This window comes from Streptomyces sp. AM8-1-1 (assembly GCF_032229325.1).
Taxonomy (GTDB): Bacteria; Actinomycetota; Actinomycetes; order Streptomycetales; family Streptomycetaceae; genus Streptomyces; species Streptomyces achmelvichensis.
In genome coordinates, this window is the sequence record NZ_CP135086.1 from 1,019,123 (window position 1) to 1,044,087 (window position 24,965).

Consider the following 24,965-nt stretch of genomic DNA (forward strand, 5'->3'; position numbering starts at 1 on the left):
GCACCGGCATCGTCGAGATCAAAGATCGGTGCGAGCCCATGGACGATTCGGCCGCCACCGGATACTCATGCCCTCATGACAGATCGTCTCGGCATTCCCGCGCCTCCGCCCCTCGGCGCCGCCGCCCTGCCCAAGGGGACGTTCGAGGGCAGGAGCGTGATCGTCACCGGAGGCGGCTCGGGCCTCGGGAAGGCGATCGCGACGGAGTTCGCCAGGCTCGGCGCGGACCTCATGATCGTGGGCCGCAAGGCCGACCGGCTCAAGGCCGCGCAGGACGAACTCGCCGGACTCGGCGGCCGCGTGACCGCAGCCCTGTGCGACATACGCGAACCGGACCGCATAGCGGAGGTCATCGATGCCGCCGAGGCCGCTTTCGGCCTGCCGGGCGTGCTCGTCAACAACGCGGCGGGCAACTTCCCCGTGCCCGCCGAGGAGCTGTCCGCCAACGGCTGGCGTGCCGTCGTGGACATCACCCTCAGCGGGACCTGGTTCATGACGCAGGAGTTCGGCCGCCGGCATCTGGCCGCGGGCACACCGGCGTCCATCATCAATCTCGGCGCGTCGTACGCCTGGACGGGCGGGCCGGGGTTCGTGCACTCCGCGGCGGCCAAGGCGGGCGTGCAGAACATGGTCGAGACCCTGGCCGTCGAATGGGGGCCGTACGGAATCCAGATCAACGCCCTGGTGCCGGGGCTGGTGCCGCACGACGACATGAGCGCCGATCTGCGGGGCGGTCTCGACCGGGCGGAGGACAAGGACGTCCGACAACCCGCGCTGCGGGTGGGGCAGCCGAGGGAGATCGGGTGGGCGGCGACGTTCCTCGCCTCCCCCTACGCCCAGTTGATCACGGGGCACACCCTGGTGGTGGACGGCGCCAACTGGCAGCGGCGGGCACTGGTGAACGAGCCGGTGGTGACCGTGCGCGAGCAGTTGGGACGGGGTCCGTTCGCCGGCTGACCCACAGCCCGCCGCTCGGGTCGCGCCGGGCTCGTGGCGCGCGCGGTCACCGGCCCTCGAAGTCCGGGGGCCGGCGCGCAGCCTTGGCCGTGTAACCCTCGCGGCAGTCCTCCGAGGTGAGCGTGAGCGCCGCGCTCTGCGCCGTACGGTCGAGGGCCTCCGCGAGACCGGCGTCCGCGAACGCGTCGATGTCGCGCTTGACGGCCCGCACCGCGAGCGGCGCGTTCCGCGCGATCTCCGCCGCCAGTTCCTGCGCGGCAGAAGCCAGTTCGCCAGCCGGGCAGACCAGTTGGACCAGACCCAGGCGCGCGGCCGTCGCCGCGTCGATGCGCCGGCCGGTCAGCGCCAGGTACTTGGCCCAGCCCGCGCCCGCCTCGCGCGCGATCCGCAGATCACCGCCCGCGTCCACCGCCACCCCCAACTGCGCCTCGGGCAGGGCGAAGAGGGCGTCGTCCGCGGCGACGCGGATGTCCGCCATCAACGCGAGCTCGAAACCGAAGCCGAGGCAGTATCCCTGCACCGCGGCGACGACCGGCTGCGGCAGTCCGGCGAAGGCCGCGAAGCGCTCGTGCGCCCAGCGGATGCCCTCGTGGTAGCGCTGGGTGCGCTCCGCCGCGGACCTGCCGGTGATCGCGCCGCCCGGGGCGGTGACATCGATGCCCGCGCAGAAGGCACGGCCCTCTGCCCGCAGCAACACCGCTCTGACGCTGTCGTCGAAGCGGATCCGGTCGGCCATCAGGCCCAGTTGACGGGTGGACTCCCAGCTCCAGCCGTTCAGCGTGGCGGGCCGGCACAGGGTGAGGACGCCCACGCCGTCGGCGATGTCGAGGCGGATGCGCTCCTCACCCTCGGCGATATCCCGGTCCAGTGTGTCGATCATCGCCACCCCTTCTGACGCATCATCAGAAATCAGGGCAGCGTACCTCCGCCGTCAGCGTCCGAACAGCTCGAAGGCGACCGCCGGTCGGCCACCGAACCGCGCACCGACGGCTTCCGCGCTGCCGACGAGGAAGGTGCGGCAGTACTCCTCCGGGTCCTCGTCGGTCAGGACCTCGATGTAGCTGCGATGCTCCAGGAGCGAGCGGACCGAGCGTTCGAGGCCCGCGGTCGCGTCGACCGCGTGCGTCGGCGTGGTGGAGCCCGCGACCGCCACCCAGCGGACGCCGTTCCACGGCTGGAGACCCTCCTCGGAGATGAGCTCGGGGAAGATCCAGCGGTTGCCGGCGTCCCCCGCCGCGTCCAGCGTCGCCCGGCCCACCGCCCGGTGGTCGGGGGTGTTCCAGGCGACACCGCCCCAGGTGTCGCGGTGGTTGAGGGTGATGACCAGTTCGGGACGGTGGCGCCGGATCGCCGCCGCGATGTCCCGGCGCAGGGAGACGCCGTACTCGATCACGCCGTCCTGGTGGTCCAGGAACTCCACCGTGGACACCCCCACGACCGCCGCGCTCGCCCGCTGCTCCCGCTCACGCAGCGGTGCGCACTCGGCGGGCGCGATGGTGTCGATGCCCGCCTCGCCCCGGGTGGCGAGGAGATAGGAGACCTCGCGCCCGCCGTCGGTCCAGCCGGCGATCGCCGCGGCACAGCCGTACTCCAGGTCGTCGGGGTGCGCGACGACGGCCAGTGCTCTCCGCCAGTCGTCGGGCATCGGTTCCAGCTGATCCGTTACGGGAGCGCTCATGGCCGCAGGATACGTCGCTGACCTGGCGTCAGCACGGCCCGCGAACCGTGCGGGTCGGTCCTTGCCGGGTGCTGCGCGGGGCAGCGGCTCTCCCCGGCAAGTCGGCGGATCAGAGCTCCCCGCGGGCCAGGCCGAGCAGCCGGTCCAGGACCCGTGAGCCGCTCGCCCGTACCCCGTCGTGTTCGTACTCGTCCGTGACCCAGGTGCGCAGCCCGCGGACGGTACGCGCGGTCCGCAGCGAGTGCTCGGTGTCCACGTACATGTCGTCGTGGTAGACGGCCGCGGCGACCGGCACCTGGTTGGCGGCCAGGCGCGTGGCGTCGTACAGCGGTTCCCAGTCGGTGCGGGCGGCGAGCGCGTCGGCGCATTCGCGCAGCGGCCGCAGGGCCGGATCCACCTCGAAGTGCCAGGGGTGGACCGACTCCCCGGTGAACAGCAGCGGGCCGTCGCCCGCGAGGGCCGTCGCCGCGTCGAACTGCGGGAACTCGGCGCGCACCCGCTCGGCCGCCCAGTCCGTCGCCCGCTCGCCCTGGGCGTAGATCGCCTCGTGCAGGACGGCGTAGAGCGGATGGGCCGCGAAGGACAGTGCGGCGAGGACCGCTTCCTGGAAGGCGTCGGAGAGTTCGTGCCGGCGGCCCACGCGGACGAAGGCGCTTTCCAGCAGATAGTGCAGTTGGTGGCTGCCGTCCCCGGACCCGAGAAGGATGCCCAGCGACTGGAAGGCCTCGGGGGTGAGCGTGTAGCCCCCGGGCAGGACCGTCGGGTGCTCGGCGAGGTGGGCGGCGATCCGGCGTGCCCGCCGGATGTCCTGCGGGTAGCGGGCGTAGTGGGCCTCGGCCTTGCGCTCAATGCGGGGGTACGCGGCGCGGTAGACGTCGTCCGCGGAGGCGTCCAGCGACGGCAGTCCCCCGGTGACGAGTACGGCGCTCAGCCCGTGGGGCGCGGTGGAGAGATAGTGCGTGGCGCAGAATCCGCCGAAGCTCTGGCCGAGCACGGTCCAGGGCGCACCGCCGGTGAGGCGGTGTCTGACGACCTCGCAGTCTCGCACGATGCTGTCGGCCCGGAAGCGGGCGAGGTGCTCGGCCTGGGCCTCGGGTCCGCCGCGCTCCGCCAGCGTCTGCCGGTTCTGCGGACCGGAGCGGCCGGTGCCGCGCTGGTCGAGCAGGAGGACGCGGTACTCCTGCACCGCGCGGCCGAGCCATGCCTGCCGCCCGATGAAGCGGCGGGCGCCGAAGCCGGGACCGCCCTCCAGATACACCAGCCACGGCAGCTCGTCCCCGGCGCGCGAGCCGGCGACGACCTCGCGGCCGAACAGTTCGAGCTGCTCGCCACCCGGGTCGCGATGGTCGAGAGGGACGGCGAAATGCCGGTCGGTGAGGACGACTCCCGGCTGGCGGTATGTGCTCACTGGTGCTCCTGTTCTGTACGCCCCACGCCCGCCCATGGGATCACATGGGCGGGCGCGAGTCGCAGGGAACGGAGGTCAGCCGGTCGGGAAGTTGTCCGCGGACCGGATCCGGTCACGGACCCACGCACCGGCGGGCTTCAGGGGCCCGGTGCCGGTCCAGGGGCCATTGCTGTTGCAGGTGCCGTCCTTGAAGACGGCGCCGGAACGGCTGTCGTCGGAGTAGTTCCAGTTGACCCAGCTGATCTTCTTGCTCGCCATCAGATCGATGTACTGCTGGGAGCGGGTGAAGTTGTTCCCGCCGTCGCCGGAGGCCGTCTGGGTGCCGAACTCCGTGACAAACATGGGCAGTTTGTCGGCCGCGCGCGAGAGTGTGTCGAGGTACTCGCTGTCGTGCGACGCCGCGTAGAAGTGGAAGGTGTACATGATGTTGGCCGCGTTGACCGGGCTGTTCACGATCTCGGTCTCGTCGGCGCCCTCGGAGACACCGAGGGAGGACCAGGCGCGGGTGCCGACGAGGACCGGGGTGTCCGGGTCGTTCTGCCGGATGACCGGGATGAGCTGCTCGGCGTAGCTCTTGATCCGCGACCAGCTCACTCCGCTGGGCTCATTGGCGATCTCGTACAGCAGGTTGTTCTTGTTGCCGTGGCGCTGGGCGATCTCGGTGAAGAACGTCTTGGCACGGGCGAGGTTGTGGTGGGGGTCGCCCGGGGTGAGCATGTGCCAGTCGACGATCGCGTACATGCCCCGCGCGGTGGCCTGTTCGATGATCGAGTGGACCATGTCGGTGAACCTGCGCGGGTCGGTCTCGTAACCGCCCTCCTGGATGTACATGGAGATGCGCAGGACGTCGGCGTTCCAGTCGGTCGCCAGGGCGTTCAGCGAGCCGGTGGTCACACACTGGTTGTACCACTGGAGGCCATGGGTGGACATGCCGCGCAGCTGGATGGGCTTGCCGTACTGGTTGCAGAGCTTGGTGCCGCAGACCCGGAGCTGGCCGTTGATCTCCACGGGGGTCCGGCCGACGGGCGGCGGGCCTCCGGCGTCGGTGGCCAGGCTGTCCACATTGGGGCCGCCGTTGGCGGTGGTCGCGGTGGCCCGGACGGTGTTGGCGCCGGCCCTGAGGGCGGCGGTGACGGTGGCGGTGTTCCAGGAGGTCCAGGCTCCGGTGCCGGGGAAGGCCCGGTCGGCGGCCACGACGGCTCCGTTGACGGTGATGGTCATCGGCCGGTTGACCGTGGTGCCGTTGGCGTAGCGGAGGGTCAGCGTGGTGCTGCCCGCCTGTGCCGCGTTGACGGTCCACTCGACATGACTGCCGGTGCTGTTGTTGTAGTTGACGAAGCCGCTGCCGGTGAAGCCGGCGTGGTTGGACTCCACGACTCCTTGCGAGATGACGGCGTTCTCGGCCTCGTGGGTGACGGCGGCCGCCGCTTCCGGGGCCTCGGCGGCCGTGGGGGCCGCCGGTGCGGTGGGGGCCGTGGTGAGGCCGAGGAGCAGAGCGGCGGCGAGGGTGCCGACGCCGCCGAGCGAGCGTAACCAGTTCCTTGACGGTCTCATGGGTCTCCGTTGCCTGTTCGTGAGGGGGGCCCGGACTAAAAGGAAACTTTCCTAACCGGATGGAATAGCAGCCCGGCTCCCCCTCTGCAAGGGCCATGACAAGAATGATCGGCAGCGGTGTTCGGGCGTGACTCGGACAGTCGCGGCCCGTGTGCGCGGCCGCGGAGCCGCTTCTAGCGTGAGGACATGATCCGGTTCGAGCAGGTCAGCAAGGTCTACCCGGACGGCACGACGGCCGTCGACGGCCTGTCCTTCGAGGTCGCCGAGGGGGAACTGGTCACGCTCGTCGGCCCCTCGGGCTGTGGCAAGACGACCACGATGATGATGGTCAACCGGCTGATCGAGCCGACGTCGGGCCGCATCTTCGTCGACGGCCGGGACATCTCGGGTGTCGACCCCGTCGCACTGCGCCGCCGGATCGGCTACGTCATCCAGCAGGTCGGCCTCTTCCCGCACCGGACCGTTCTCGACAACACGGCGACCGTCCCCGCGCTGGTCGGCTGGAAGAAGGCGAAGGCACGCGCACGGGCGGCCGAACTGCTCGATCTGGTGGGCCTGGACCCCGCGACATACGGCTCCCGCTATCCGGCGCAGCTCTCGGGCGGTCAGCGCCAGCGGGTGGGTGTCGCCCGCGCTCTGGCCGCCGACCCACCGGTTCTGCTGATGGACGAACCGTTCGGCGCCGTGGACCCGGTGGTGCGCGAACGGCTGCAGAACGAGTTCCTGAGTCTCCAGGCCACGGTCCGCAAGACGGTGCTCCTGGTCACCCACGACATCGAGGAGGCGGTACGGATGGGGGACCGTATCGCCGTGTACGGAGAGGGGCGCATCGAGCAGTTCGACACCCCGGCGGCTGTGCTCGGGACGCCTGCGACCCCCTATGTCGCGCACTTCGTCGGTGCGGACCGCGGGCTGAAGAGGCTCTCGGTCACGGTGATCGAGGAGGACGACCTGGAGCAGCCGCCGGTCGCGCGTCTCGACGAGACGGCGAGATCGGTCGCGGACCGGCTCCGCGAGGAGGATTCCCGGTGGGCGGTGGTGCTCGGCCCGGGCGGCGATCTGCACGGCTGGGTCTCCGCGGACGCCCTCGCGAACGCCGGTGAACAGGGCACGGTCGGCGAGCTGGCCCGCCGGATGGAGGCGTGGGTACCGCTCGGAGCGCCGCTGAAGCAGGCGTTCAGCGAGATGCTCCAGCACGACGCGGGGTGGGTCGCCGTGGTGGACGGCTCCCGCTTCGTGGGAGTACTCACCCCGGCGAAGCTGCACGAGGCACTGCGCCGTTCCGTGGACGCGGACGCGCAGGGAGTGGGGCGCGATGAGGTGGACTTCGACTCGGTGTCGGACGCGTAGGGCGGGACGGTCGCGGGCCGGCCGGGTCGACTCGGCCGCAGGGAATCGACTGCTCGACCCCGACGAGCGCAGGGGCGGATGACTGTTTCGCTTCGCTGCCCAACCACGGTGCTCTGTAGGGATGTTGACGGACCATGAGGTATCCGTCGACCTGCCCACGACCTCGCACCCGGCCGGCGGTGTGCACGGCGTCGGTTACGGTGCTGGGTGTGGTGATCACGGGAGGGGACACGGCGGCACCAGGTACCGCGTTGCTGATCGCGGCCGCGCCGGTCGGTAAGGGGCGTCTGATCGACGCGAGTTCGGTGCTGCCCGCGCTGGCCGCCGTACCGCCGAGCGCGCTGACGGGCACCGCCGCCGCGACGGTGGTCGAACTCGCGGACCCGCTCGACCCGCAGACCGTTCTGACCCGGATCCGGGCGGCGGCCGCCGCCCAGGGCCCGGTGTTCCTGTACATCGCCGGTCAGCTCCAGCTCGACCGCAAGCAGCGGCTGCCCCACCTGGCGCTCGCGCGGTCCACCCCCTCGACGATGCGGTACACCGCCCTGCCCTGGCACTGGCTCGGAGCGGAGCTGATGATCAGACGGCCCGGCACCACGACGATGGTCGTGGATCTGGTCGCGGACGCGGAGACGTGGCCACGGGTGGCCCGGGAAGGACTCGGTCTGGGCGCCGGCGTGCATCTGTACGGCCGCGTCGCACCGCCCCCGCAGCGCGGGGACGCGGTGGGCCCCGCCTACCTCGCGGCCTGCGCCTCCATCTGGCGCAGCGGCTCCCGGCCGACCCTCGCGGCGCTGCATGAGCAGGCGTCGCTCCAGGCGGGGGTGGACGGTGCGCTGCTGCTGGCGCCGGCCGCGGGCACGCCACCGCATGGAACGACGGTGGGCGGCGGGTACGTTCCCCTCCCGCACGGGGCGAGCGAAGGGGGCGGGTACGTTCCCCTCCCGCCCGTGGCTCTCCCGGTGGCCCCTCCGGTCCCGGCGGACGGTGCGTACGCGCCCGTCACCACCGTCCCGTACGCGACGGCACCTGCCGGAGCGGGCGGCGGCGCCCAGACCGATGCCCGGCCGGCGCCGCTTCCCATCGCGGCCGTCGTCGCGGCCGACCCACTCGCGCCCCTGCCTCTGACCCCCGGCGCTCCGGCGTCCCTCCTCCCCGCGCAGGCCGCCGGCAGCACGATCCCGACGGCCGCGGGGTCCGGTGCGGCCTCGGTGAGCGGTCCCGCCGACGGTGGCGACCCGCATCCCGGCATCCTCGCCGCCGCACACGCGGGGCGGCATCACGAAGCCGCGGCGGCCGCCGCCTCGTGGGAGCAGCAGGCCCTGCGCAGCCACGGTGCCGCCTCTCCCGAAGCCCTGCACTGGGTCGAGGTACGCGCCGATCTCGCTCGCCTCGCGGGTGATCCCGCCCTCAGCTGCGAGTTGTGGATAGCCGCTGCCGAGGCCCGGCTCACCCGGCAGCAGGCCGCCGATGATCCCGATGTCGAGGGCGCCGTCGACCGTGCGCACCACCAGTGGGAGCAGATCAGGGACGTCGCACGGGCACGGGCGCTGGCACCGGGGCTCGTCAGCCTGCGGCGGCGCGTCCCGGGCCGCCAGCGCGGGGCCCTACAGGTGTTGCAGCGGCGCCTGGAGAATCTGCACGCCGAGCGCCCGGCCGGCCGCGGCACCTCCTGACCCTCTCGGAGGTGTGGTGGTGGTCACGCACCCCTGACCCGCGCGGCCCACGGGCGGCCCCTGAAGCACTGGCAGCGCGGCTGTGACGTACGCCCTGTCGGCGCTCCGGTGGACGCCCTTACGCTGGCCGGCCCCGCACGCCCCGGGCACGCGAGTCCTCGCGACCCGACCACGCAGTGGTGACAGCATCACGGCGGGCACAGGGAAAGGACCGTCCACCATGTCCAGCCATCTCTCGCCGGTCATCGCCGCCTCCGCGCGCTGGCTGCTGTCGGCGTTCCCGCCGGCGGCCGGCCCGCTGAACGACGCCCTGGCCGAGGCCCAGGCACGGCATGCGGTCACCATCGCCGCCGCCCTGCGTTACCCCACCGCGCTGGACGCCGAACTGCTGGACCTCCTCGGTCCCGGTGGCTCCGGCCGGCTGGACGCCGTCACCGGCGCGGACACCCACCCGCTGTGGGCGGCGGAGTTCGACTGGCGCACACGGGTGGACGAAACCGTCGTCAGCTGGGCGGCCTGCCTGCTGGCCGACGCCGATCTTGCCGTCGTCGCCGCTGCCTGCACGGCCGCGACGCATCACGGCGCGGGCGGTGTGGGCGGCGGCATGGGCGGTACGCGCCGGCTGACCGTCCCGAGCCCCCGGGATCACCGTGCCGCGCCGCTGCTGCGGCATCCGGACCTTCTCCACCCGATCGCGGACCTCCACCGCGCGGCACTGATCGAGCTCCTCACACCGGCCCCCACGGCTGCGGCGCGGGGCGGCGCGTGACGTCGTGGTCGGGGGGCATGCGGTCCCGTCACGTACCGGGCCTGGGCAGCAGGCCCTTGGACTCCAGGTAGTCCCTTGCCACGTCCTCGGGCAACCGCCGCCAGCTGTCCACCTGTTCGTTCATGGCCGCCAGATCCGCCGTCGTGAGCACCGAGTTGAGCTTGCCGAGTGCCTTCGTGACGCCGGCGCTCCCGGCGCGTGAGCGGTTCACCACCGGCACGATGTAGTCCGCGTTCTGCAGATGCTTGTCGTCCGCCAGCAGCACCAGTCCGAATTCGTCGAGCGTCCCGTCCGTCGTCGTGGTCAGCACCATCTGGTCCTGTCCGCTCTGGACCGCTTGTTTCGCCTGCGTGGTGCCGACGCCCTTGGGATCCACCGCGGTGATGTCGATGCCGTACGTCTTCTTCAGCCCGGGCTCGCAGTACGGCCGCTGGACGCACTCGTCACCGGCCGCGAGCCGTACGGGCCGGCGCGACCTGCCCAGGTCGCTCAGCGTCTTGAGCCCGTACTTCTTGGCGAACGCCGCGCTCACCGCGAACGCGTTCTGGTCGACGGCCTTCCCGGCGTCGAGCACGGTGAGACCGCGGGGCGTCGCCAGCACCCGCAGGGCCGTCATCGTCACGGCGAGATCGGGCGAGCCGACGGTGCCCGCCTTCGGTCCGTTGGCCTTGGCGTTCAGCCAGTCGGCGAAGGTGGCGGCGTACTCCGGCACCACGTCGATCTGCCCGCTCTCCAAGGCGGGTTCGTAGATCTCGCGGTTGGTCACGGACAGAATCTCGGTGCTGTAGCCGGCGTTCTGGAGCAGCAGAGCGTACATCTGGGCCAGCAGATCGCTCTCGGTGAAGCCCGCGGATCCGATCGTCAAATGCTTGCTGTCGCCGGGCGACTCGGTGACAGCGCCCTGGTTCTCCAGCGACGGGCCCGTCGCACAGGCCGTCAGGACCGCAAGCGAGGCGACGGCGAGGGCATGGCGGGGCCTCATCCGCCGCTCCCCCGCACCCACCCGGGCGCCAGCCGCTGCCCCAGTTCGAACAGGCCCTCCACGAGCAGGGCGAACACCGCGACCAGCACCGCCCCGGCGACCACCTGCGGGGTGGAGGCGAGGTTGAAGCCCGCGGTGATGATCCGTCCGAGTCCGCCGCCGCCCGCGAGTGCGGCGATGGTGGCGGTGGCGACCAGCTGCACGGCCGCGATCCGCACCCCGGTCAGGATCAGCGGCAGTGCGAGCGGGATCTCCACGCCGAGGAGCATCTGGCGGCCGGTCATTCCCATGCCGCGGGCCGCGCGGACGACGTCCTGGTCGACTCCGCGCATGCCCACGTAGGCGTTGGTCAGCAGCGGCGGAACGGCGAACAGCACCAGCGCGATGATCGTCGGCCAGGAGCCGTAGCTTCCGATCGGGCTGAGCAGCAGCAGGACCAGTACGGCGAACGTGGGCACCGCGCGCCCGACGTTGGAGATGTTCACGGCCAGCGCACCGCCCTTGCCGAGGTGCCCGAGGACGAGAGCGACCGGCAGGGCGATCAGACAGCTCAGACCGAGGCATACGACGGTGAGGAACAGATGCTCGCCGAGCCGGTTCCAGACGCCGTTGGCGCCCGACCAGTTGGCGGCGCTGGTCAGCCAGTCCCAGGCGGCTGAAAGGGTGTTCATGCCTGACCCCGTCGCGTCCAGGGCGTGGCGAACCGCTGGACGAGCAGGAGCAGCAGATCCGCGACGACGGCGATGACCACGCAGAGCAGGGAGGCGGTGAGCACCTGGGCCTTGAAGTAGGTGTTCATTCCCGCGTAGATGAGGTTGCCGAGACCGCCATAGCCGACGATCGCGCCGATGGTGACCAGGGAGACCGCGGAGACCGTCGCGATCCGCAGTCCCGCCATGGCGGCGGGCAGCGCGAGCGGCAGTTCGACGGCGAGCAGCAGGCGGATGGGGCCGTAGCCCATTCCGCGTGCGGCCTGCCGGGTCTCCTGCGGTACCGCGCGCAGTCCGGCGAGGATGTTGCGGACAAGCAGGGTGAGCGAGTACAGGACCAGACCCGCGATGACGAGCGAGGCGGAGAGCCCGTAGGCGGGGAGCAGCAGCGAGAACATCGCGAGCGACGGGATCGTGTAGAGGACGGTCGTCACCCCGAGCACGGGGCCGGCGGCCCAGCGCCAGCGGCGTGCCGCGACGGCGAGAGGGACGGCGAGCAGCAGGGCGAGCGCCACCGCGATCAGCGTGAGCTGGAGGTGCTGGAGGACGGCGTCCCAGAGGATCTCACGGCGGGTGGACACATAATCACCGCAGATCCAGTCATTGTGCGCGAGGCAGTCGTCGGGGGTCGCGGTCACCTGTTCATTGCAGCCCGGCCCGGTCCCTGACCGCGCGTTCTGCTCGCCTGTCCGGGTGCCGGCACTTCCCGACCGTTACCCGTGGGAGGCCGTGACCAGGTGATCCAGATATGTGATCGGACACAAGTTACCTAAAGGTATGTAGTGACTTCCCATGCGGGCAGCAGTAGAACGTGTTCCCATTCGTCAAGAGTGAGGAACATCACATGACCGACGCTCACCTGCACGACAAGACCCCCAAAGGCGTGTCGCGCCGCCGATTCATCACAGGAACCGGTTCCATTCTGGGCGCCGTGACTCTGGCCGGTCACACCACCCCCGCCCAGGCGAAAGCCGCCCTCGTGCCCGCTCCGATTCCGCCGGGCGCCCATGTCCCGGCCCTCGTGATCGGCACCGGCTACGGCGGCTCGGTCGCCGCCCTGCGTCTCGCCCAGGCGGGCATCGACGTGCACATGGTCGAGATGGGCATGGCCTGGGACACCCCCGGTCCGGACGGCAAGATCTTCGCCAACACCACCAAGCCGGACAGACGCTCCTACTGGCTGCGCACCAAGACCAAACAGCCCCTCAGCAACTTCCTCGGATTCCCGATCGACAAGGCCATCCCGCGCTACACCGGGATCCTGGACGCCGAGGAGATGGGCGGGATCATCGTCTACCAGGGGCGCGGAGTCGGCGGTGGCTCCCTGGTCAACGGCGGAATGGCGGTCACACCCCGCCGCGAGAACTTCCCGGCCGTCCTCCCCTCGGTCAACACCGACGAGATGTACAACGTCTACTACCCGCGCGCCAACGCCGCGCTCGGGGTCAGCACGATCGACCCGGCCTGGTTCGAGACCGCGGAGTGCTATCAGTACGCCCGGGTGGGCCGTAAGCACGCCCAGCGCTCCGGCTTCCCGTTCGTGTTCGTGCCCGATGTGTACGACTGGGACTACATGAAGCAGGAGGCGGCAGGCACCGTTCCCAAGTCGGCGCTGGAGGGCGAGATCCTCTACGGCAACAACTACGGCAAGAAGTCCCTGCAGAAGACCTACATCGCTCAGGCCAGAGCGACCGGCCGGGTCGCCATCTCACCGCTGCACAAGGTCACTTCGGTCCGTCCGGCAGCCGCGGGCGGCTACACCGTCGTCATCGACGAGATCAACACCAACGGCGACACGGTCACCACCAAGAGCGTGACGGCGGACAGGGTGTTCTTCGCGGCCGGCAGCGTCGGCACCAGCAAACTCCTGACCAAGCTGAAGGCCACCGGCGCGCTGCCCGGCCTGAACTCCGAGATCGGCAAGGGCTGGGGTGACAACGGCAACGTCATGTGCGGCCGCGCCAACCACCTGTGGGACCCGACCGGCAAGCTCCAGTCGTCCATCCCCTGCTCCGGCATCGACAACTGGGCCGCCGGAGGCGCGTTCGCGGAGGTCGCACCGCTCCCCACCGGGATCGAGACGTTCGCCTCGTTCTATCTGTCGATCACCAAGAACCCGCACCGCGCCCAGTTCACCTGGAACGCCGCGACGGGCACCGCCGATCTGAACTGGCAGACGGCCTGGAAGCAGCCGTCCATCGACATGGCCAAGACGATCTTCGACAAGATCAACGCGAAGGAAGGGACCATCTACCGGACCGACCTCTTCGGCGCCTACAAGATCTGGGGGGACCACCTCACCTACCACCCGCTCGGCGGTGCGGTTCTGAACAAGGCGACCGACAACTACGGCCGCCTCCACGGCCATCCGGGTCTGTACGTCATCGACGGCGCGCTGATCCCCGGCAACACCAGCGTCAATCCGTTCGTCACCATCACGGCGCTCGCCGAACGGAACATCGAGAGAATCATCGCCGCAGACCTGTAGGAACCGACTGACCGGCGCAGACCTGTAGCAAGGAACCGACCGGCGACGACCGGCGGAGGCCGAGGGACGAGCCTTCACGCGGGTCGGCCGGGAGCCGGGGCCGGCCCATCTCACCGAGCGGCCCCGGACACCTCAGTGGGGCAGGACGCATACCGCGTCGAGACCCAGCACATGATTGAGCCTGCCGAACGCCAGCCAGGAGCCGATGCTCATACTCAGCTCCACGATCTCGTGCTGGCTGTAGTGAGCGGTCATCCGGGTCCAGAACTCGTCGTCGAGGCCGTGGTGATCCAGGGCGTACCGCTCCGCGTACTCGGCGGCCAGCCGGGTGCGGTCGTCGAAGGCCTCCGTGGTGCGCCACTGCGTCACCGCCTCGGCGAACTCGTCCTCGACCTTCTCGCCGTCCCGGTCGGTACGCCAGTCGAGGCAGAAGAGGCATCCGTTGATCTGCGCGATCCGCAGCCGTGCGGCCTCGAACTCACGCAGTCCCAGGGTCGTGTGCTCGTACACGGACAGCGAGAAGTTGGCGGCGGCCATGCCGATGCCCGGGACCATCTCGCCCCAGACATAGCCGATCGGCTCCTGGCCCTCGGGAATGTCGATGTTCATCGCCGGCTCCTTCCGAGCCTGCCGACTGCGGCGCGCAGTGGGACGTCCAGTGCGTCATAGAGTCCGGGTTCCGCTTCCACCAGCCAGTCGATGGCGTTGACCAGCCGGCCGACCGCCGTGGCGTTCCCGCCCGCCGACCGGTTCTCCCCCTCGTCGGTGGCCTCGACCGTGACCTCGATGCGCGGGCGGCCCTCGATGATCACCCGGTGTGCGCCGGCGCCGTCCGGCGGTGTGGGCCAGTGGGGAGCACAGGACGGGTGGATACGGGTGACGTGCTCGATGACGATGCGCGGCTCACCCTCGACGATGCCCTGCACCTCGAACCGCACGGCCCCTTGGGTACCCGCCTCGAAGTCGCCCATGGTCCTGGTGCTGACCGTGGTGTCGAGGGGGCACCGGTCCAACGTCTCGCGGATCTCGTTGAGTTCGACCCCGAGCGCCCTGGCCATCAGCCGTATCTGTCCGCCCCACACCATGGTGGGGATCGACGGCGCCAGCATCAGCGGCTCGTAGTCCATCGGCTGGCCCATGCCGACCAGATACCGGACCGAGTCCGGCTGGTCGTAGGTGGAGTAGTCGAAGATCTCCTGGCACCGGATCACGTCCACGGACGTACCGAGTCCGCTGATCAGCAGTGGCAGTACATCGTTGCCCCACCCCGGGTCGACGCCGGAGACGAACAGTGATCCGCCGCCGTCCGCGATGGCCGCCAGGACCGGGTCGCGCAGTTCCTGAGGGGCGTTGCGCTGGTCGTAGAGCGCGTACAGCGCGGGAGTGACGACGACCGCGCCGGCCCGGACGGCCCTGACGATGTCGGCCTGGGCCTCATCGGGGCGGATGTCACCGGAGGCCGCGTACACGACGGCGCGTGGACTCGCGGCCAGCACCGTGTCGATGTCGTCGGTGGCCGTGACGCCCAACTCTTCGCTCAGGCCCGCGAGATGGCCCGCGTCGCGGCCCACCTTGTCGGGGTTGTGGACGATGACGGCCGCGAGCTTCAGCGCGGGATGAGCCTCGACGGCGCGGATGGCCGCACGGCCGACATTGCCGGTACCCCAGACCACCGTGGAAATCATGCGGCGGAGGGTAGCGCGGGGCCCTTGACGTTCCTAGAGCCATGAACGACCCGAAATGAGGAGTCGCACGACGGATCGCGACGCGAGCGCTGCGGGCCCGGGTGCGAGAAGCACCCGGGCCCGCCCGCCACCGTGACGAACCGTCAGGCGGCCTGTACTGCTGTGCCCGCCGTGGCCGGCGCGACACCGAAGATGTCCACTGCGTGGTAGTACGTCCAGGCGGTGCTGTTGCAGGCGGTCCTGGTCGCTCCCGAGTAGCCGGCGCAGACGCGCTTGAGGTCCTCGTAGAACGCCGAGTCGATACGGGACTTGTTGGCGGAGAACGTGCCTGCGGCCTTGTAGTTGCGGTACCCGAAGTCATGGCGGGCGCAGGCCGTCTGGAAGGGGAAGCCGAACGGGTTGTCCGGCGAGGAACTGCAGTAGTCCGTCGTCCAGTTGAAACCGTACGCGGCCCAGGCGCCCTGGTTCTGGCGGGCGGCGTTCCACGCGTTGTAGCTGGAGGCGCTGGTCTGGGTCCAGGAGCTGAGGACCTGCGGCTTGTCGGCCGGTGCGGCCGAGGCGGACGTGGCGGGGATCAGTGCCAGGGGTACTGACAGGGTGACCACGGCGAGAGGGAAGGCGAAACGGCGGCGCATGCGGAACCTCCGTGACTGGGGCCTTGTCGCCTCGCGGGCTCTCACGAGGCACGTTCAGCGTGACGTCATGTCCCTGTCAGGGATAGATGGCGGATGTCACGTGCCACTGAATTTCCCTCGGATTCAGTTCGGCGCCTCCGCTCTTCGCCGACCGAGGGGCGAAAGTTCAGGCGAATGGCCCCTCGGCCCGGCGGCAACTCCGGTATGGAGAAGGGTCAGCAGGGAGGAATGCCGGCTCCCGGGTCCCTGCCGACGTTGACGTTGCCGCCCCGGACCCACGCGCTGGAGCAGATGTGGCCGATGCCGTAGTCGAGCACGGTGCCGAAGTACCGGACGTCCGTGGTGTATCCGCCCGCCGTGACGCGCGGCCGCGCTGGTAGCACTCGACGCCCGCCTCGGTCTCCCTCGTCGTGGTGCCCATCAGCCTGCTGCTGGTGGTCGGCGCGTCACGGATGTTGCTGTGGGCCCGCACGGTGGTGGCCGTGCCCGTGACACGGGTCCCCGTCGCCTGCGCGGTGCCGGTGGCACCGAGTAGGGAGAGGGCCGCGCCGAGCGCCGGCCCCGCGGCGGCGAGTTGGGCGGATCTCATGACTGTTCCCCTTGGCTCCGACTGCGGCGGTGCCCGTGGGACGGGGCGGACGGCTCAGCCGGATGAGCGCGGTGCGCGGCAAGCGGGACGGGCCCAGGGGACGTCAGTTCTCGGCCGCCACCTTGTTCAGCACCGTGCCCTTGAAGTCCGCCGCGAGATATCCGGACGAGCTGTAGTCGTCCGTGAGGTAGACGTTCACCGTGGGGACGTCCTCGAAGACGGGCCCGCGGACGATGACATAACGCATCGTCGGCTCGCTGATGCCCAGCTCGCGGTTGGCCCGGCTGATCAGCGTCGGCAGCTTGTCCCACGTGACCTTGCTGACGTCGACCGGTCCCTCGTCCGTGCCGATCACCGTGCCGCCCGGTCCCTGCTTCGACGCGCGGCCGTCGCGGTACTCGTAGCGGTCGTACTTCTTCCGGCTGCCCTTCACCGGGACCTGGGCGATCGCGTACTCCTCGTACACGACGAGTTCGAAGAACTTCGTGGTGTGCGCCGTGGTTTCGAGTGCCTTGATCACCTCGCGCACGCCGGCGGGCGTCAGCAGGTCGGCGGACTTCTGCGACGGCGGCAGCGCTGCCTTGTCCGGCTGTTCCGTGCCCGTGTCCGTGTCCGAGCCCCCGCCGGGCGTCCGGTCCTTCTCCGAGCCCGAGGCACCGCCCGTAGCGGCCGGGGCCTTCCCCGCCGAGTCCTTCTCCCCGTCACCGCCACCGGGAAGGACCTGGAACAGCAACAGCGACACCGCGGTGATCGCCGCGGCGGCGCCGACGACGACGGCGATCCTTCTGCCGCGCTCCGGCCTGCGCGCGGCGGCCTGGGGCCCGGTGGCCGGCTGGGGCGTGTGGCCGAGCAGCAGTGTGGAGGGGTGCGGCGGACCGAAGGTACCGAGCGGTGCACCCGGTGGAAGGTCCTGCACCGCGTTGACAAGAGGCGCGTTGTGGGGCGGCGCGTTGACGGAAGGCACGTTGCCGGGTGCCGCGTTGACGGAAGGCGCGTTGTGGGGCGGCGCGTAGGAATGAGCCGCGGGCGGTGGCGGCGCCCCGCCGGGAACCTCCCGCGCGGCGCCGTCGAGCATGGCCGCGAGCCGTTCCGCGTCCGGACGCGCGGCCGTGTCGCGTACCAACAGGGCGTTCAGTACGGGAGCGAGCGCTCCGGACCGCACCGGCGGCGGAATCGGCTCGTCGAGGACCGCGACCAGGGTCGACAGACTCGTGCCGCGGCGCAGCGGATGCGTGCCCTCCAGAGCGACGTAGAGCAGCATGCCGAGCGACCACAGGTCGGAGGCGGGGTTGCCCTCCTCGCCGCGGATGCGTTCGGGAGCGATGTATTCGGGCGAGCCGATGAGGTCACCGGTCGCGGTGAGACCGGCGGACTCGCGCAGCGCGGCGATGCCGAAGTCCGTCAGCACCGGACTGCCGTCCCGGCGCAGGAGCACATTGGCGGGCTTGACGTCCCGGTGCTGGATGCCCGCGCCGTGGGCCGCGCGGAGCGCTGACAGCACGCCCCGGCCGACGCCGAGCGCCTCGGGGACGGTCAGCGGACCGCGCGTGAGCCGGTCGTGCAGCGACTCACCGTCCACCAGCTCCATCACGATCCACGGGTAGGGGACCTCGGGACCGTCCACGATGTGGAAGATGGTGACGACGTGCGGGTGGGCGATACGGGCGAGCGCCCGGGCCTCGCGCAGGACGCGCTCACTGAGCATGCGTGCCCGGGCGGGGTCCGACCCCTCCACCGCCGGGTCCGCGGGCCGCACCTCCTTCAGCGCCACTTCGCGGTGCAGAACGATGTCGCGGGCCCGCCACACGGTGCCCATGCCGCCGCTGCCAAGCCTGCCGAGCAGTTCGAAACGGCCGTCGACGATGCGTCTGCCGGCCCCCCTGGTGTCCATGGCCGGTCAGCTTACGAGGCCGGGGCCGGCCGTAAGGAATCGCATCGGGCATCGGCGGGCAGTCCCCGGCGCCGATCGGCGTCGCGGGCGTTCCCGTCGGCGGGGAACGCGCATCGGACACGGCCCGTCGTACGGCGCGCGGGGACGGCCGTCTGTGCGGACGGCGGTCCGGGTCGAAGAGGGCGATCCGTCATGGCCGGTGGCTGCCGACGTAAAATTGCGGGAGCGAAGTCCGCGCTCGGACAACGACTCGGGACCCGCGTGAGGTGCGCGCCTCAGGTGGTGAGTCCGGGCCGGCGGGCCTTCGAGGAGGCCATCGATGCCGCACCGTCTGTTCCACGATCGCCGTGACGCCGGCCGTGAGCTGGCCGGGCTCCTCGGGCACATCGACGATCCGGAAGTGATCGTTCTGGGGTTGCCGCGCGGCGGCGTCCCGGTGGCGTACGAGGTCGCCCTTTCCCTGGGCGCCCCGCTGGATGTCTTTCTGGTCCGCAAACTGGGCGTTCCCGGTCATGAGGAGGTCGCGATGGGAGCGATCGCCGGCGGTGGCGTGACGGTGCGCAACGACAACGTCATCCGCAGCCTGCGCATCTCCGACGAGGCACTGCGAAGCGTGGCGGAGCGCGAGGGCCGCGAGTTGCTGCGGCGGGAAGAGGCATACCGGGAAGGGCGTCCCTGGCCCGAACTGACCGGCAGGCCGGTCGTCCTGGTGGACGACGGCCTGGCGACGGGCGCCAGCATGAAGGCCGCCGTCCGCGCGCTGCTGGACCAGGGGCCCTCACGCGTCGTCGTCGCGATACCCACCGCACCGGCCTCCGCCTGCCGGGAGTTGAGGGCCCTGGTCGACGAGGTCGTGTGCGCCACGACGCCGTTCCCGTTCTCCGCCGTGGGGAACTCCTACGCCGACTTCGGGCAGACGACGGACGGCGAAGTACGGGAACTGCTGCGCGCGGCGCGGGATCCGGGTCGGGCCCGGCCGGCTCGGCGTACCCGTCCCGGAGGGCCGGGGGGCGCCGAGGGCGGCTCGGGGGCGGGGAGCGAATCTCCGTCGTAGGCCTCGGCCCACGTGCGAGCAACTCCGCCGCGGCCGATGCCTCTTCCGGCCGCGCCCGGACCGCAGCGCACCGGCGTCAGCGCACGCGTCCCCGTGCCTTCAGGGGTGTCGGGGGCAGCGTCGGCGCGGGGAGCGGCGCTCCGTCGTAGCCCTTCACCTCACCGAAGCGGGCCCCCTCCATCCATCCCTGGCGGGCGTCCTCGATCTCCTGCTGGGACCGCCCGATGAAGTTCCACCACATGATGATCTCCTCCTCGAACGGCTCACCGCCCAGCAGCATCAGACCGGCGTCGGACTCGGCGCGCAGGGGGAGTTCGGTGCGGCCGCAGCCGAGGTAGAGCATCGAACCGGGCATGAGGGGCACACCGTCGACATGGGCCTCGCCCGACATGGCGAGCACGGCGTACTCGAAGTCGGGGTCCAGCGGCAGGTTCGCCTCGGTGCCACGGGTGAGCGCAAGGTCCGCGCCGACGATCGGGCTGTACGTCGTGCCGGGTGACGTGGCGCCGTCGAGGGAGCCGAGGACGACCGTGGCGGTGAGTCCGGGCGCGGTGACGACGGGCAGGTCGGTGTAGTGCTCGAAGTCCGGCTCCACATGGCGGTGGGCGTCCGGGAGCGCCACCCAGAGCTGGGCGCCGTGCAGGAAGCGGGCGTGCGGCCGGGGGCTCTCCTCGGAGTGGCTGATGGCCCGGCCCGAGGTCATCAGGCCCAGCTCGCGCGGCCGGATGGTGGCGAGGCTGCCGGTGCTGTCGCGGTGGAGCACCTCGCCGTCGTGCAGCCAGCTGACGGTCTGGAGTCCCATGTGCGGGTGCGGAGGCACCTGCATCCCGGGTTCGTCGGCGATGTCGTCGGGACCGTAGTGGTCGACGAAGGCCCACGCACCGACCATCCGGCGGCCGAGGTTGGGCAGCAGCCGGCGTACCTCGGTGGACTCACCGAGCGGTACACGACGGGGACTGAGGAGCTCACGGACGGGCTCGGCGACGACGAACCCGCGACCGCCGCAGACGGAGAGGGTGGCCTGACGATCGAGATTGCTCATGACGCTCAACCTATTCCTGTACGAGCGGTGGCGGTCTGCCCCCACGCATCCCAGAGTAGTGGAATGTTCAACCATCTTGCTCTGTTGACCCCACCACAGAGACAGGACACAGGGCACGAGGAGGAGAGCGGATGAACAACACCTACTACGAGTTCGGCACCGCCGCCGAGCGGTGGGACCGCGCGCAGCTGTTCTTCGGCGCCAAGGAGTACCTGACGGCCGCCCGGATCCTGCGGGGGCTCGTCGCCGAGGAGCCGCGGCAGGTCGCGCAGCGGCTGCTGCTCGCGCGCTCCTACTACCACTCCGCCCAGCTGCAGCGCGCCGAGAGCGAGCTGCGCGCCGTTCTGGAGCTCAGCCCCGTCGAGCACTACGCACGGCTGATGCTGGGGCGGACCCTGGAGCGCCAGGGAAGGACCGCCGACGCGGCCCCGCATCTGCGGATGGCGGCCGCGATGTCCGGGGAGTGAGCGCCCGGGCCCGGCAGGTCAGGCGAGCAGCCAGGTGATGAGCGACAGGGACGCCATCGACAGCAGTGTCGACAACAGGATGGCGTCCCTGGGCAGCTCGGTGTTCAGCCGGTACTCGGACGCGAAGATGAAGGCGTTCTGGGCGGTGGGCAGACCCGCGCACAGCACCACGGCGTACAGCTCGGGCCCGCCCAGCCCGAACACCCAGCGGGCGAGCACATAGGCGACGAGCGGCTGGACCACGATCTTCAGCGCCACGAGGACCCGGCGTTCGGTCCGGGCGGTCGTGTCGGGTCCGTCCGCCCGGGTGGTGAGGGACATTCCGAGAGCGAACAGCGCTGCGGGGACGGCCGCTCCGCCGAGCATCTGCACGGGGGTGATCAGCTGGTCGGGCAGCCGCCAGCCCGCGAGCGCGACGGTCACACCGGCCGCGGAGGCCGCGATGATCGGATTGCGCAGCGGCAGGCGCAGTATGCGCCGCCGGCGCTCGCGTGCGCCGCTCCCCGCGTCGATGTCGATCAGTACGAGGATGACCGGCGTCACGAACAGGGTCTGGAACAGCGCCGCGGCGATGAAGAACGAGGCGTCGTCGAGGACGTGCACGGCGATCGGGATGCCGAGGTTCGCGGAGTTGACGTAGGCCCCGGCCATCGCGCCTATGGTCCGGTCGGCCCGGCGCCTGCGGAACACCCGGCGGCCGAGGAGCAGGCCGAGCGAGAACACGAGGACCAGGCTGAGCGCGAAGACGGCGACGCCGGGGCTCACGAGATCCGAGACCTGGGACCGCGACAGGGTCAGGAACAGCAGCGCCGGCATGGCGAACGTGAACGCGAACCGTCCCAGCACGCTCTGCGCCTGGGTGCCGAGCACCTGGGTCCGGCCGGCCGCCCAGCCGACGGCGGTGATCACCCAGATGGGCAGAAAGCCGGAGAGCACGGTCACCGCGCCAGCATGCCCGACGACGATCACGGGCCCGCGGCCGCCCCCGGGACAGCGAGGGCGGCCGGCGGCATGGCGCCCGCACCGTACGACGCCTTCTGCATGCGGGGGCGAGCCGGACCGGGGCCGCGGGGCTCAGCTGCGGTGGCTGAGCACGTTGACCACCCGTCCGTTGGGATCGCGTACGAAGAAGCGGCGTACGCCCCACTCCTCGTCCCGCAACGCGTGCACGATCTCCGCTCCCCGCTCGACCATCGCCGCGTGCACGGCGTCCACGTCGTCGACCTCGATGCTCATGTCGGCCTCGACCGGCGCGGTCTCGTCGTGGGTGGCGAACGAGATCTGGGCCGTGGGGTTGCCGGGTGACGCGAGCGTCATGACCCAGCCGAGGTTCATCACTTCTTCCAGGCCGATGAGGCCGTAGAAGTCCCGGCTCTCGGCGAGGGACGCGGTGTGGATGTCGGGCACCACGCGGCGTACGGACATGGGTGGTTCCTTCCTGGGCTGAGGCGGGTGCCGGGGCCCGGACCGGTCACCGGCGCCGGGCCGCGCGGCCGCGACCGGCGGACGGAGCTCGGTCGCGGAGTTCGGGCAGGGTCAGCCGCGGTAGGTCTCCATCAGCCGCAGCCACACCTCGCTGATCGTCGGATACGCGGGCACCGCGTGCCACAGCCGGTCGAGCGGCACCTCTCCGACCACCACGACGGTCGCCGAGTGCAGCAGCTCCGTCACGCCGGGGCCGACGAACGTGACACCGAGAACGATCTCGCGGTCCAGGTCGACCACCATCCGGGCGCGGCCGCGGTAGCCGTCGGCGAACAGACCCGCGCCCGCGACATCGCCGATCTCGTAGTCGACGGCACGCACCCGGTGTCCGGCCGCCTCGGCCTCGGCGAGCGAGAGCCCGACGGCCGCGGCTTCGGGGTGGGTGAACACGACTTGCGGGGCGCCCGCCACGTCGGCGGTGGCGACGTGCGCGCCCCAGCGGTCCGTCTCCAGAAGGGGCACCTGGCTCGCCCGGGCCGCGATGGCCGCCCCGGCGATACGCGCCTGGTACTTGCCCTGATGGGTCAGCAGCGCGCGGTGGTTGACGTCACCGACGCCGTAGAGCCAATCGCTCCCCTCGACCCGGCAGGTGTCGTCGACCGAAAGCCACGAACCCGGCTCCAGGCCCACCGTCTCGAGGCCGATGTCCTCGGTCCGCGGTGCCCGTCCGGTCGCGAAGAGGATCTCGTCGGCCTCGATACGCTCCCCGCTGTCCAGCACCACCCTGACGGGGCCCGTCCCCCCGGTGCGCTCGACCGACGCGACCTCCACGTCCGTGCGGATCTGCGCGCCGGCCTCGGTGAGGGCCTCCGCGACGTGCTCGCCCACAAAGGCTTCCATCTTGGGCAGCAGTCCGACGCTCCGGATCAGCATGGTCACCTGGGAACCCAGTGCCTGATAGGCGGTGGCCATCTCCACCCCGACGACTCCCCCGCCGACGACGATCAGCCGTCCCGGCACGGTGTGGGAGCTGGTCGCCTCACGGCTGGTCCACGCCTTGGCGCCGGCCAGGCCGGGCACATCGGGCAGGACCGCGCGGCTGCCGGTGCACACGGCGACCGCGTAGCGGGCGGTCAGGACATGGTGCTCGCCCTCGGGACCGTCGACCACGACCTTCTTGGGGCCGTGGAGGCGGCCCTGGCCCCGGTAGAAGCGGGCGCCCGTCGATTCGAGCCAGCCGACCTGGCCGTCGTCCTTCCAATGTGCGGCCTTCTCGTCCCGGTGGGCCAGCACGGCCTCGGTGTCCAGCGGCCCCTGCACCGCCTGGCGCAGACCCGGGACCAGGCGCGCCTCCGCACGGGCGGTCACGGGGCGCAACAGCGCCTTGCTGGGCATGCACGCCCAGTACGAGCATTCGCCGCCTGCCAGCTCACTCTCCACGACCGCGGTGCTCAGGCCCGCTGCCCTCAGCCGGTCCACCACGTTCTCGCCGGTGGGGCCCGCGCCCAGCACGACGACGTCGAATTCCACAGCTTCCGTCATGAAGGCCAGTCTGGTCGTGGGTGTGCGTCCTGGCCACATGGGCAGGGGCAGGAATAGCAAGGCCCCGGGCAGGGTTGTCGTGGGGCAGCTGACGGACCGGGGTGTTCCTCCGGGACGGCACACCAGCGAACATCAGGGAGAGGTAGTACGTCATGAGCACTGTTGAGCTCACCAAGGAGAACTTCGATCAGGTCGTGAGCGACAACGACTTCGTCCTGATCGACTTTTGGGCGGACTGGTGCGGCCCCTGCAAGCAGTTCGCCCCGGTGTACGAAGGTGCCGCCGAGCGTCACTCCGACCTGGTCTTCGCCAAGGTCGACACGGAGGCCCAGCAGGAGCTGGCCGCCGCGTTCGAGATCCAGTCCATCCCGACGCTGATGATCGTCCGCGACAACGTCGCCGTCTTCGCCCAGCCCGGCGCTCTCCCCGAGGCCGCGCTGGAGGACGTCATCGGCCAGGCGCGGGCCCTCGACATGGACGAGGTCCGCAAGTCGATCAAGGCCGCCGAGGCCAAGGCGGCGGGAGCGGACGGCGCGGCCGAGGCCTGACACGGCCCTGCTCCGTACGAGGCGCGGCCTCATCTGTGGTCCCGGCCGGACGGCCGGGACCACAGTCGCGTCCGGGCCCGCGCGGCCGGGTCGTCCTGCCGGCTGCGCGACATCACCGCGGGCGGCGGGCTGCCCGCAGCGCGGGCCACGTTTCGGGCGGCGTCGTCCGCGGTCGTGCCGTCAGAGGCTCTTCGGCTCGACGACGCGCGCCGAGAGGCCGTAGTCCAGCTCCGCGCCGTCGACCAGCAGGGCCTCGACGGTCCGCGTGGCGGGGTCGATGTCGGCCTCGACCCCCTGGCCCACGTACCGCGGATAGCCCGACTCACCGCGGTCGCCCGTCGCCGCGACGATGGCCGACCGGATGGCGGCCCCGGCCAGGGAGGCATGATCGTCGCCCTCGATGTGCTCGGGCACCACCAGGATTTCGAAGCGCTGCGGATCGCTGGTCATGCACGTGACGCTAGCCACCCGCCGCCCCGGGCGCACGTCGTCCGCCGGTCCGCCGGTGTGCCGGG

The 24,965-nt window shown here is 71.1% G+C and carries 25 protein-coding genes; 8 read left to right on the forward strand and 17 right to left on the reverse strand.

Going from position 1 to position 24,965, the window contains the following annotated elements; genetic code table 11:
- Window positions 1-75: 75 nt before the first annotated feature.
- On the forward strand, window positions 76-957 hold the full coding sequence (locus RPQ07_RS04525; protein ID WP_313942696.1) for an SDR family oxidoreductase: 882 nt from the start codon (window positions 76-78) through the stop codon (window positions 955-957).
- Window positions 958-1,003: 46 nt separating this feature from the next.
- On the opposite strand, the gene RPQ07_RS04530 is transcribed toward RPQ07_RS04525, so the two are convergent.
- From RPQ07_RS04530 to RPQ07_RS04545, 4 genes are all read right to left on the reverse strand, one after another.
- Window positions 1,004-1,837 carry an enoyl-CoA hydratase/isomerase family protein gene (locus RPQ07_RS04530; protein ID WP_313942697.1) on the reverse strand — a complete coding sequence of 278 codons (834 nt, stop codon included), beginning with the start codon at window positions 1,835-1,837 and terminating at the stop codon, window positions 1,004-1,006.
- 51 nt (window positions 1,838-1,888) lie between these two features.
- On the reverse strand, window positions 1,889-2,635 hold the full coding sequence (locus tag RPQ07_RS04535; protein ID WP_313942698.1) for a PIG-L deacetylase family protein: 747 nt from the start codon (window positions 2,633-2,635) through the stop codon (window positions 1,889-1,891).
- A gap of 109 nt (window positions 2,636-2,744) precedes the next feature.
- A complete protein-coding gene (locus tag RPQ07_RS04540) occupies window positions 2,745-4,043 on the reverse strand; it encodes an alpha/beta fold hydrolase (RefSeq protein ID WP_313942699.1) in 1,299 nt (432 codons plus the stop codon).
- A 75-nt stretch (window positions 4,044-4,118) separates the two neighbouring features.
- Window positions 4,119-5,597, reverse strand: coding sequence for a cellulase family glycosylhydrolase (locus RPQ07_RS04545; RefSeq protein WP_313942700.1), 1,479 nt, complete (start codon window positions 5,595-5,597; stop codon window positions 4,119-4,121).
- Between the two features lie 186 nt (window positions 5,598-5,783).
- Between RPQ07_RS04545 and RPQ07_RS04550 the strand changes: the two genes are divergently transcribed.
- The 3 genes from RPQ07_RS04550 (at window position 5,784) to RPQ07_RS04560 (ending at window position 9,392) form a co-directional block, all read left to right on the forward strand.
- Window positions 5,784-6,947, forward strand: a complete 1,164-nt coding sequence (locus tag RPQ07_RS04550; RefSeq protein ID WP_313942701.1) for a betaine/proline/choline family ABC transporter ATP-binding protein — start codon at window positions 5,784-5,786, stop codon at window positions 6,945-6,947.
- Window positions 6,948-7,156: 209 nt separating this feature from the next.
- Window positions 7,157-8,623 carry a hypothetical protein gene (locus RPQ07_RS04555; RefSeq protein WP_313942702.1) on the forward strand — a complete coding sequence of 489 codons (1,467 nt, stop codon included), beginning with the start codon at window positions 7,157-7,159 and terminating at the stop codon, window positions 8,621-8,623.
- Between the two features lie 220 nt (window positions 8,624-8,843).
- Window positions 8,844-9,392, forward strand: a complete 549-nt coding sequence (locus RPQ07_RS04560; RefSeq protein WP_313942703.1) for a hypothetical protein — start codon at window positions 8,844-8,846, stop codon at window positions 9,390-9,392.
- A 28-nt stretch (window positions 9,393-9,420) separates the two neighbouring features.
- Here RPQ07_RS04560 and RPQ07_RS04565 read toward each other — a convergent pair whose 3' ends face one another.
- The 3 genes from RPQ07_RS04565 to RPQ07_RS04575 are packed head-to-tail and all read right to left on the reverse strand — an operon-like array spanning window position 9,421 to window position 11,722.
- Entirely contained in the window at window positions 9,421-10,374 is a 954-nt protein-coding gene (locus RPQ07_RS04565; protein WP_313942704.1) for an ABC transporter substrate-binding protein, read from the reverse strand.
- A complete protein-coding gene (locus RPQ07_RS04570; RefSeq protein ID WP_313942705.1) occupies window positions 10,371-11,045 on the reverse strand; it encodes an ABC transporter permease in 675 nt (224 codons plus the stop codon). The genes RPQ07_RS04565 and RPQ07_RS04570 overlap by 4 nt, the downstream gene beginning before the upstream one ends.
- Complete coding sequence (locus tag RPQ07_RS04575; RefSeq protein WP_313942706.1) at window positions 11,042-11,722, reverse strand: ABC transporter permease; 681 nt, start codon at window positions 11,720-11,722, stop codon at window positions 11,042-11,044. Before RPQ07_RS04575 ends, RPQ07_RS04570 begins: the two co-directional genes overlap by 4 nt.
- Window positions 11,723-11,928: 206 nt before the next feature.
- Here RPQ07_RS04575 and RPQ07_RS04580 point away from each other — a divergent pair, with 206 nt between their 5' ends.
- Window positions 11,929-13,572: a GMC oxidoreductase gene (locus RPQ07_RS04580; RefSeq protein ID WP_313942707.1), complete on the forward strand. Its 1,644-nt coding sequence runs from the start codon at window positions 11,929-11,931 to the stop codon at window positions 13,570-13,572.
- A gap of 132 nt (window positions 13,573-13,704) precedes the next feature.
- Here RPQ07_RS04580 and RPQ07_RS04585 read toward each other — a convergent pair whose 3' ends face one another.
- From RPQ07_RS04585 to RPQ07_RS04605, 5 genes are all read right to left on the reverse strand, one after another.
- Window positions 13,705-14,181, reverse strand: a complete 477-nt coding sequence (locus RPQ07_RS04585) for a carboxymuconolactone decarboxylase family protein (RefSeq protein ID WP_313942708.1) — start codon at window positions 14,179-14,181, stop codon at window positions 13,705-13,707.
- Window positions 14,178-15,257: a dihydrodipicolinate reductase gene (locus RPQ07_RS04590; RefSeq protein ID WP_313942709.1), complete on the reverse strand. Its 1,080-nt coding sequence runs from the start codon at window positions 15,255-15,257 to the stop codon at window positions 14,178-14,180. Before RPQ07_RS04590 ends, RPQ07_RS04585 begins: the two co-directional genes overlap by 4 nt.
- A 143-nt stretch (window positions 15,258-15,400) precedes the next feature.
- The gene (locus RPQ07_RS04595) at window positions 15,401-15,892 is read right to left on the reverse strand and encodes a phospholipase (protein ID WP_313942710.1); all 492 of its coding nucleotides are present in this window, start codon (window positions 15,890-15,892) and stop codon (window positions 15,401-15,403) included.
- Window positions 15,893-16,107: 215 nt separating this feature from the next.
- Complete coding sequence (locus tag RPQ07_RS04600; protein ID WP_313942711.1) at window positions 16,108-16,275, reverse strand: hypothetical protein; 168 nt, start codon at window positions 16,273-16,275, stop codon at window positions 16,108-16,110.
- A 309-nt stretch (window positions 16,276-16,584) separates the two neighbouring features.
- On the reverse strand, window positions 16,585-18,372 hold the full coding sequence (locus tag RPQ07_RS04605; RefSeq protein WP_313942712.1) for a serine/threonine-protein kinase: 1,788 nt from the start codon (window positions 18,370-18,372) through the stop codon (window positions 16,585-16,587).
- 319 nt (window positions 18,373-18,691) lie between these two features.
- Here RPQ07_RS04605 and RPQ07_RS04610 point away from each other — a divergent pair, with 319 nt between their 5' ends.
- On the forward strand, window positions 18,692-19,426 hold the full coding sequence (locus tag RPQ07_RS04610; protein ID WP_313942714.1) for a phosphoribosyltransferase: 735 nt from the start codon (window positions 18,692-18,694) through the stop codon (window positions 19,424-19,426).
- Between the two features lie 76 nt (window positions 19,427-19,502).
- On the opposite strand, the gene RPQ07_RS04615 is transcribed toward RPQ07_RS04610, so the two are convergent.
- Window positions 19,503-20,468: a pirin family protein gene (locus tag RPQ07_RS04615; RefSeq protein WP_313942716.1), complete on the reverse strand. Its 966-nt coding sequence runs from the start codon at window positions 20,466-20,468 to the stop codon at window positions 19,503-19,505.
- Window positions 20,469-20,599: 131 nt separating this feature from the next.
- On the opposite strand from RPQ07_RS04615, the gene RPQ07_RS04620 reads away from it, so the two are divergent.
- Window positions 20,600-20,935, forward strand: coding sequence for a tetratricopeptide repeat protein (locus RPQ07_RS04620; RefSeq protein WP_313942717.1), 336 nt, complete (start codon window positions 20,600-20,602; stop codon window positions 20,933-20,935).
- An 18-nt stretch (window positions 20,936-20,953) separates the two neighbouring features.
- Here the strand turns inward: RPQ07_RS04620 and RPQ07_RS04625 are convergent, their stop codons facing one another.
- From RPQ07_RS04625 to RPQ07_RS04635, 3 genes are all read right to left on the reverse strand, one after another.
- Window positions 20,954-21,877, reverse strand: a complete 924-nt coding sequence (locus tag RPQ07_RS04625; protein WP_313942718.1) for an AEC family transporter — start codon at window positions 21,875-21,877, stop codon at window positions 20,954-20,956.
- A gap of 132 nt (window positions 21,878-22,009) precedes the next feature.
- Entirely contained in the window at window positions 22,010-22,360 is a 351-nt protein-coding gene (locus RPQ07_RS04630; protein WP_313942719.1) for a VOC family protein, read from the reverse strand.
- A gap of 111 nt (window positions 22,361-22,471) precedes the next feature.
- Window positions 22,472-23,902 (reverse strand): NAD(P)/FAD-dependent oxidoreductase, encoded by a 1,431-nt coding sequence (locus RPQ07_RS04635; protein WP_313942720.1) that lies wholly within the window; start codon window positions 23,900-23,902, stop codon window positions 22,472-22,474.
- A gap of 152 nt (window positions 23,903-24,054) precedes the next feature.
- Between RPQ07_RS04635 and trxA the strand changes: the two genes are divergently transcribed.
- Window positions 24,055-24,450, forward strand: a complete 396-nt coding sequence (gene trxA, locus RPQ07_RS04640; RefSeq protein ID WP_313942721.1) for a thioredoxin — start codon at window positions 24,055-24,057, stop codon at window positions 24,448-24,450.
- 180 nt (window positions 24,451-24,630) lie between these two features.
- Here trxA and RPQ07_RS04645 read toward each other — a convergent pair whose 3' ends face one another.
- On the reverse strand, window positions 24,631-24,900 hold the full coding sequence (locus tag RPQ07_RS04645; protein ID WP_313942722.1) for a hypothetical protein: 270 nt from the start codon (window positions 24,898-24,900) through the stop codon (window positions 24,631-24,633).
- Window positions 24,901-24,965: the final 65 nt, after the last annotated feature.

Bases quoted from the DNA above. Each gene is read 5' to 3' on its own strand.
- RPQ07_RS04525 (WP_313942696.1), top strand. From the start codon at position 76: ATGACAGATCGTCTCGGCATTCCCGCGCCTCCGCCCCTCGGCGCCGCC.
- RPQ07_RS04530 (WP_313942697.1), bottom strand. From the start codon at position 1,837: ATGATCGACACACTGGACCGGGATATCGCCGAGGGTGAGGAGCGCATC.
- RPQ07_RS04535 (WP_313942698.1), bottom strand. From the start codon at position 2,635: ATGAGCGCTCCCGTAACGGATCAGCTGGAACCGATGCCCGACGACTGG.
- RPQ07_RS04545 (WP_313942700.1), bottom strand. From the start codon at position 5,597: ATGAGACCGTCAAGGAACTGGTTACGCTCGCTCGGCGGCGTCGGCACC.
- RPQ07_RS04550 (WP_313942701.1), top strand. From the start codon at position 5,784: ATGATCCGGTTCGAGCAGGTCAGCAAGGTCTACCCGGACGGCACGACG.
- RPQ07_RS04560 (WP_313942703.1), top strand. From the start codon at position 8,844: ATGTCCAGCCATCTCTCGCCGGTCATCGCCGCCTCCGCGCGCTGGCTG.
- RPQ07_RS04565 (WP_313942704.1), bottom strand. From the start codon at position 10,374: ATGAGGCCCCGCCATGCCCTCGCCGTCGCCTCGCTTGCGGTCCTGACG.
- RPQ07_RS04570 (WP_313942705.1), bottom strand. From the start codon at position 11,045: ATGAACACCCTTTCAGCCGCCTGGGACTGGCTGACCAGCGCCGCCAAC.
- RPQ07_RS04580 (WP_313942707.1), top strand. From the start codon at position 11,929: ATGACCGACGCTCACCTGCACGACAAGACCCCCAAAGGCGTGTCGCGC.
- RPQ07_RS04585 (WP_313942708.1), bottom strand. From the start codon at position 14,181: ATGAACATCGACATTCCCGAGGGCCAGGAGCCGATCGGCTATGTCTGG.
- RPQ07_RS04590 (WP_313942709.1), bottom strand. From the start codon at position 15,257: ATGATTTCCACGGTGGTCTGGGGTACCGGCAATGTCGGCCGTGCGGCC.
- RPQ07_RS04595 (WP_313942710.1), bottom strand. From the start codon at position 15,892: ATGCGCCGCCGTTTCGCCTTCCCTCTCGCCGTGGTCACCCTGTCAGTA.
- RPQ07_RS04605 (WP_313942712.1), bottom strand. From the start codon at position 18,372: ATGGACACCAGGGGGGCCGGCAGACGCATCGTCGACGGCCGTTTCGAA.
- RPQ07_RS04610 (WP_313942714.1), top strand. From the start codon at position 18,692: ATGCCGCACCGTCTGTTCCACGATCGCCGTGACGCCGGCCGTGAGCTG.
- RPQ07_RS04615 (WP_313942716.1), bottom strand. From the start codon at position 20,468: ATGAGCAATCTCGATCGTCAGGCCACCCTCTCCGTCTGCGGCGGTCGC.
- RPQ07_RS04620 (WP_313942717.1), top strand. From the start codon at position 20,600: ATGAACAACACCTACTACGAGTTCGGCACCGCCGCCGAGCGGTGGGAC.
- RPQ07_RS04630 (WP_313942719.1), bottom strand. From the start codon at position 22,360: ATGTCCGTACGCCGCGTGGTGCCCGACATCCACACCGCGTCCCTCGCC.
- RPQ07_RS04635 (WP_313942720.1), bottom strand. From the start codon at position 23,902: ATGACGGAAGCTGTGGAATTCGACGTCGTCGTGCTGGGCGCGGGCCCC.
- trxA (WP_313942721.1), top strand. From the start codon at position 24,055: ATGAGCACTGTTGAGCTCACCAAGGAGAACTTCGATCAGGTCGTGAGC.
- RPQ07_RS04645 (WP_313942722.1), bottom strand. From the start codon at position 24,900: ATGACCAGCGATCCGCAGCGCTTCGAAATCCTGGTGGTGCCCGAGCAC.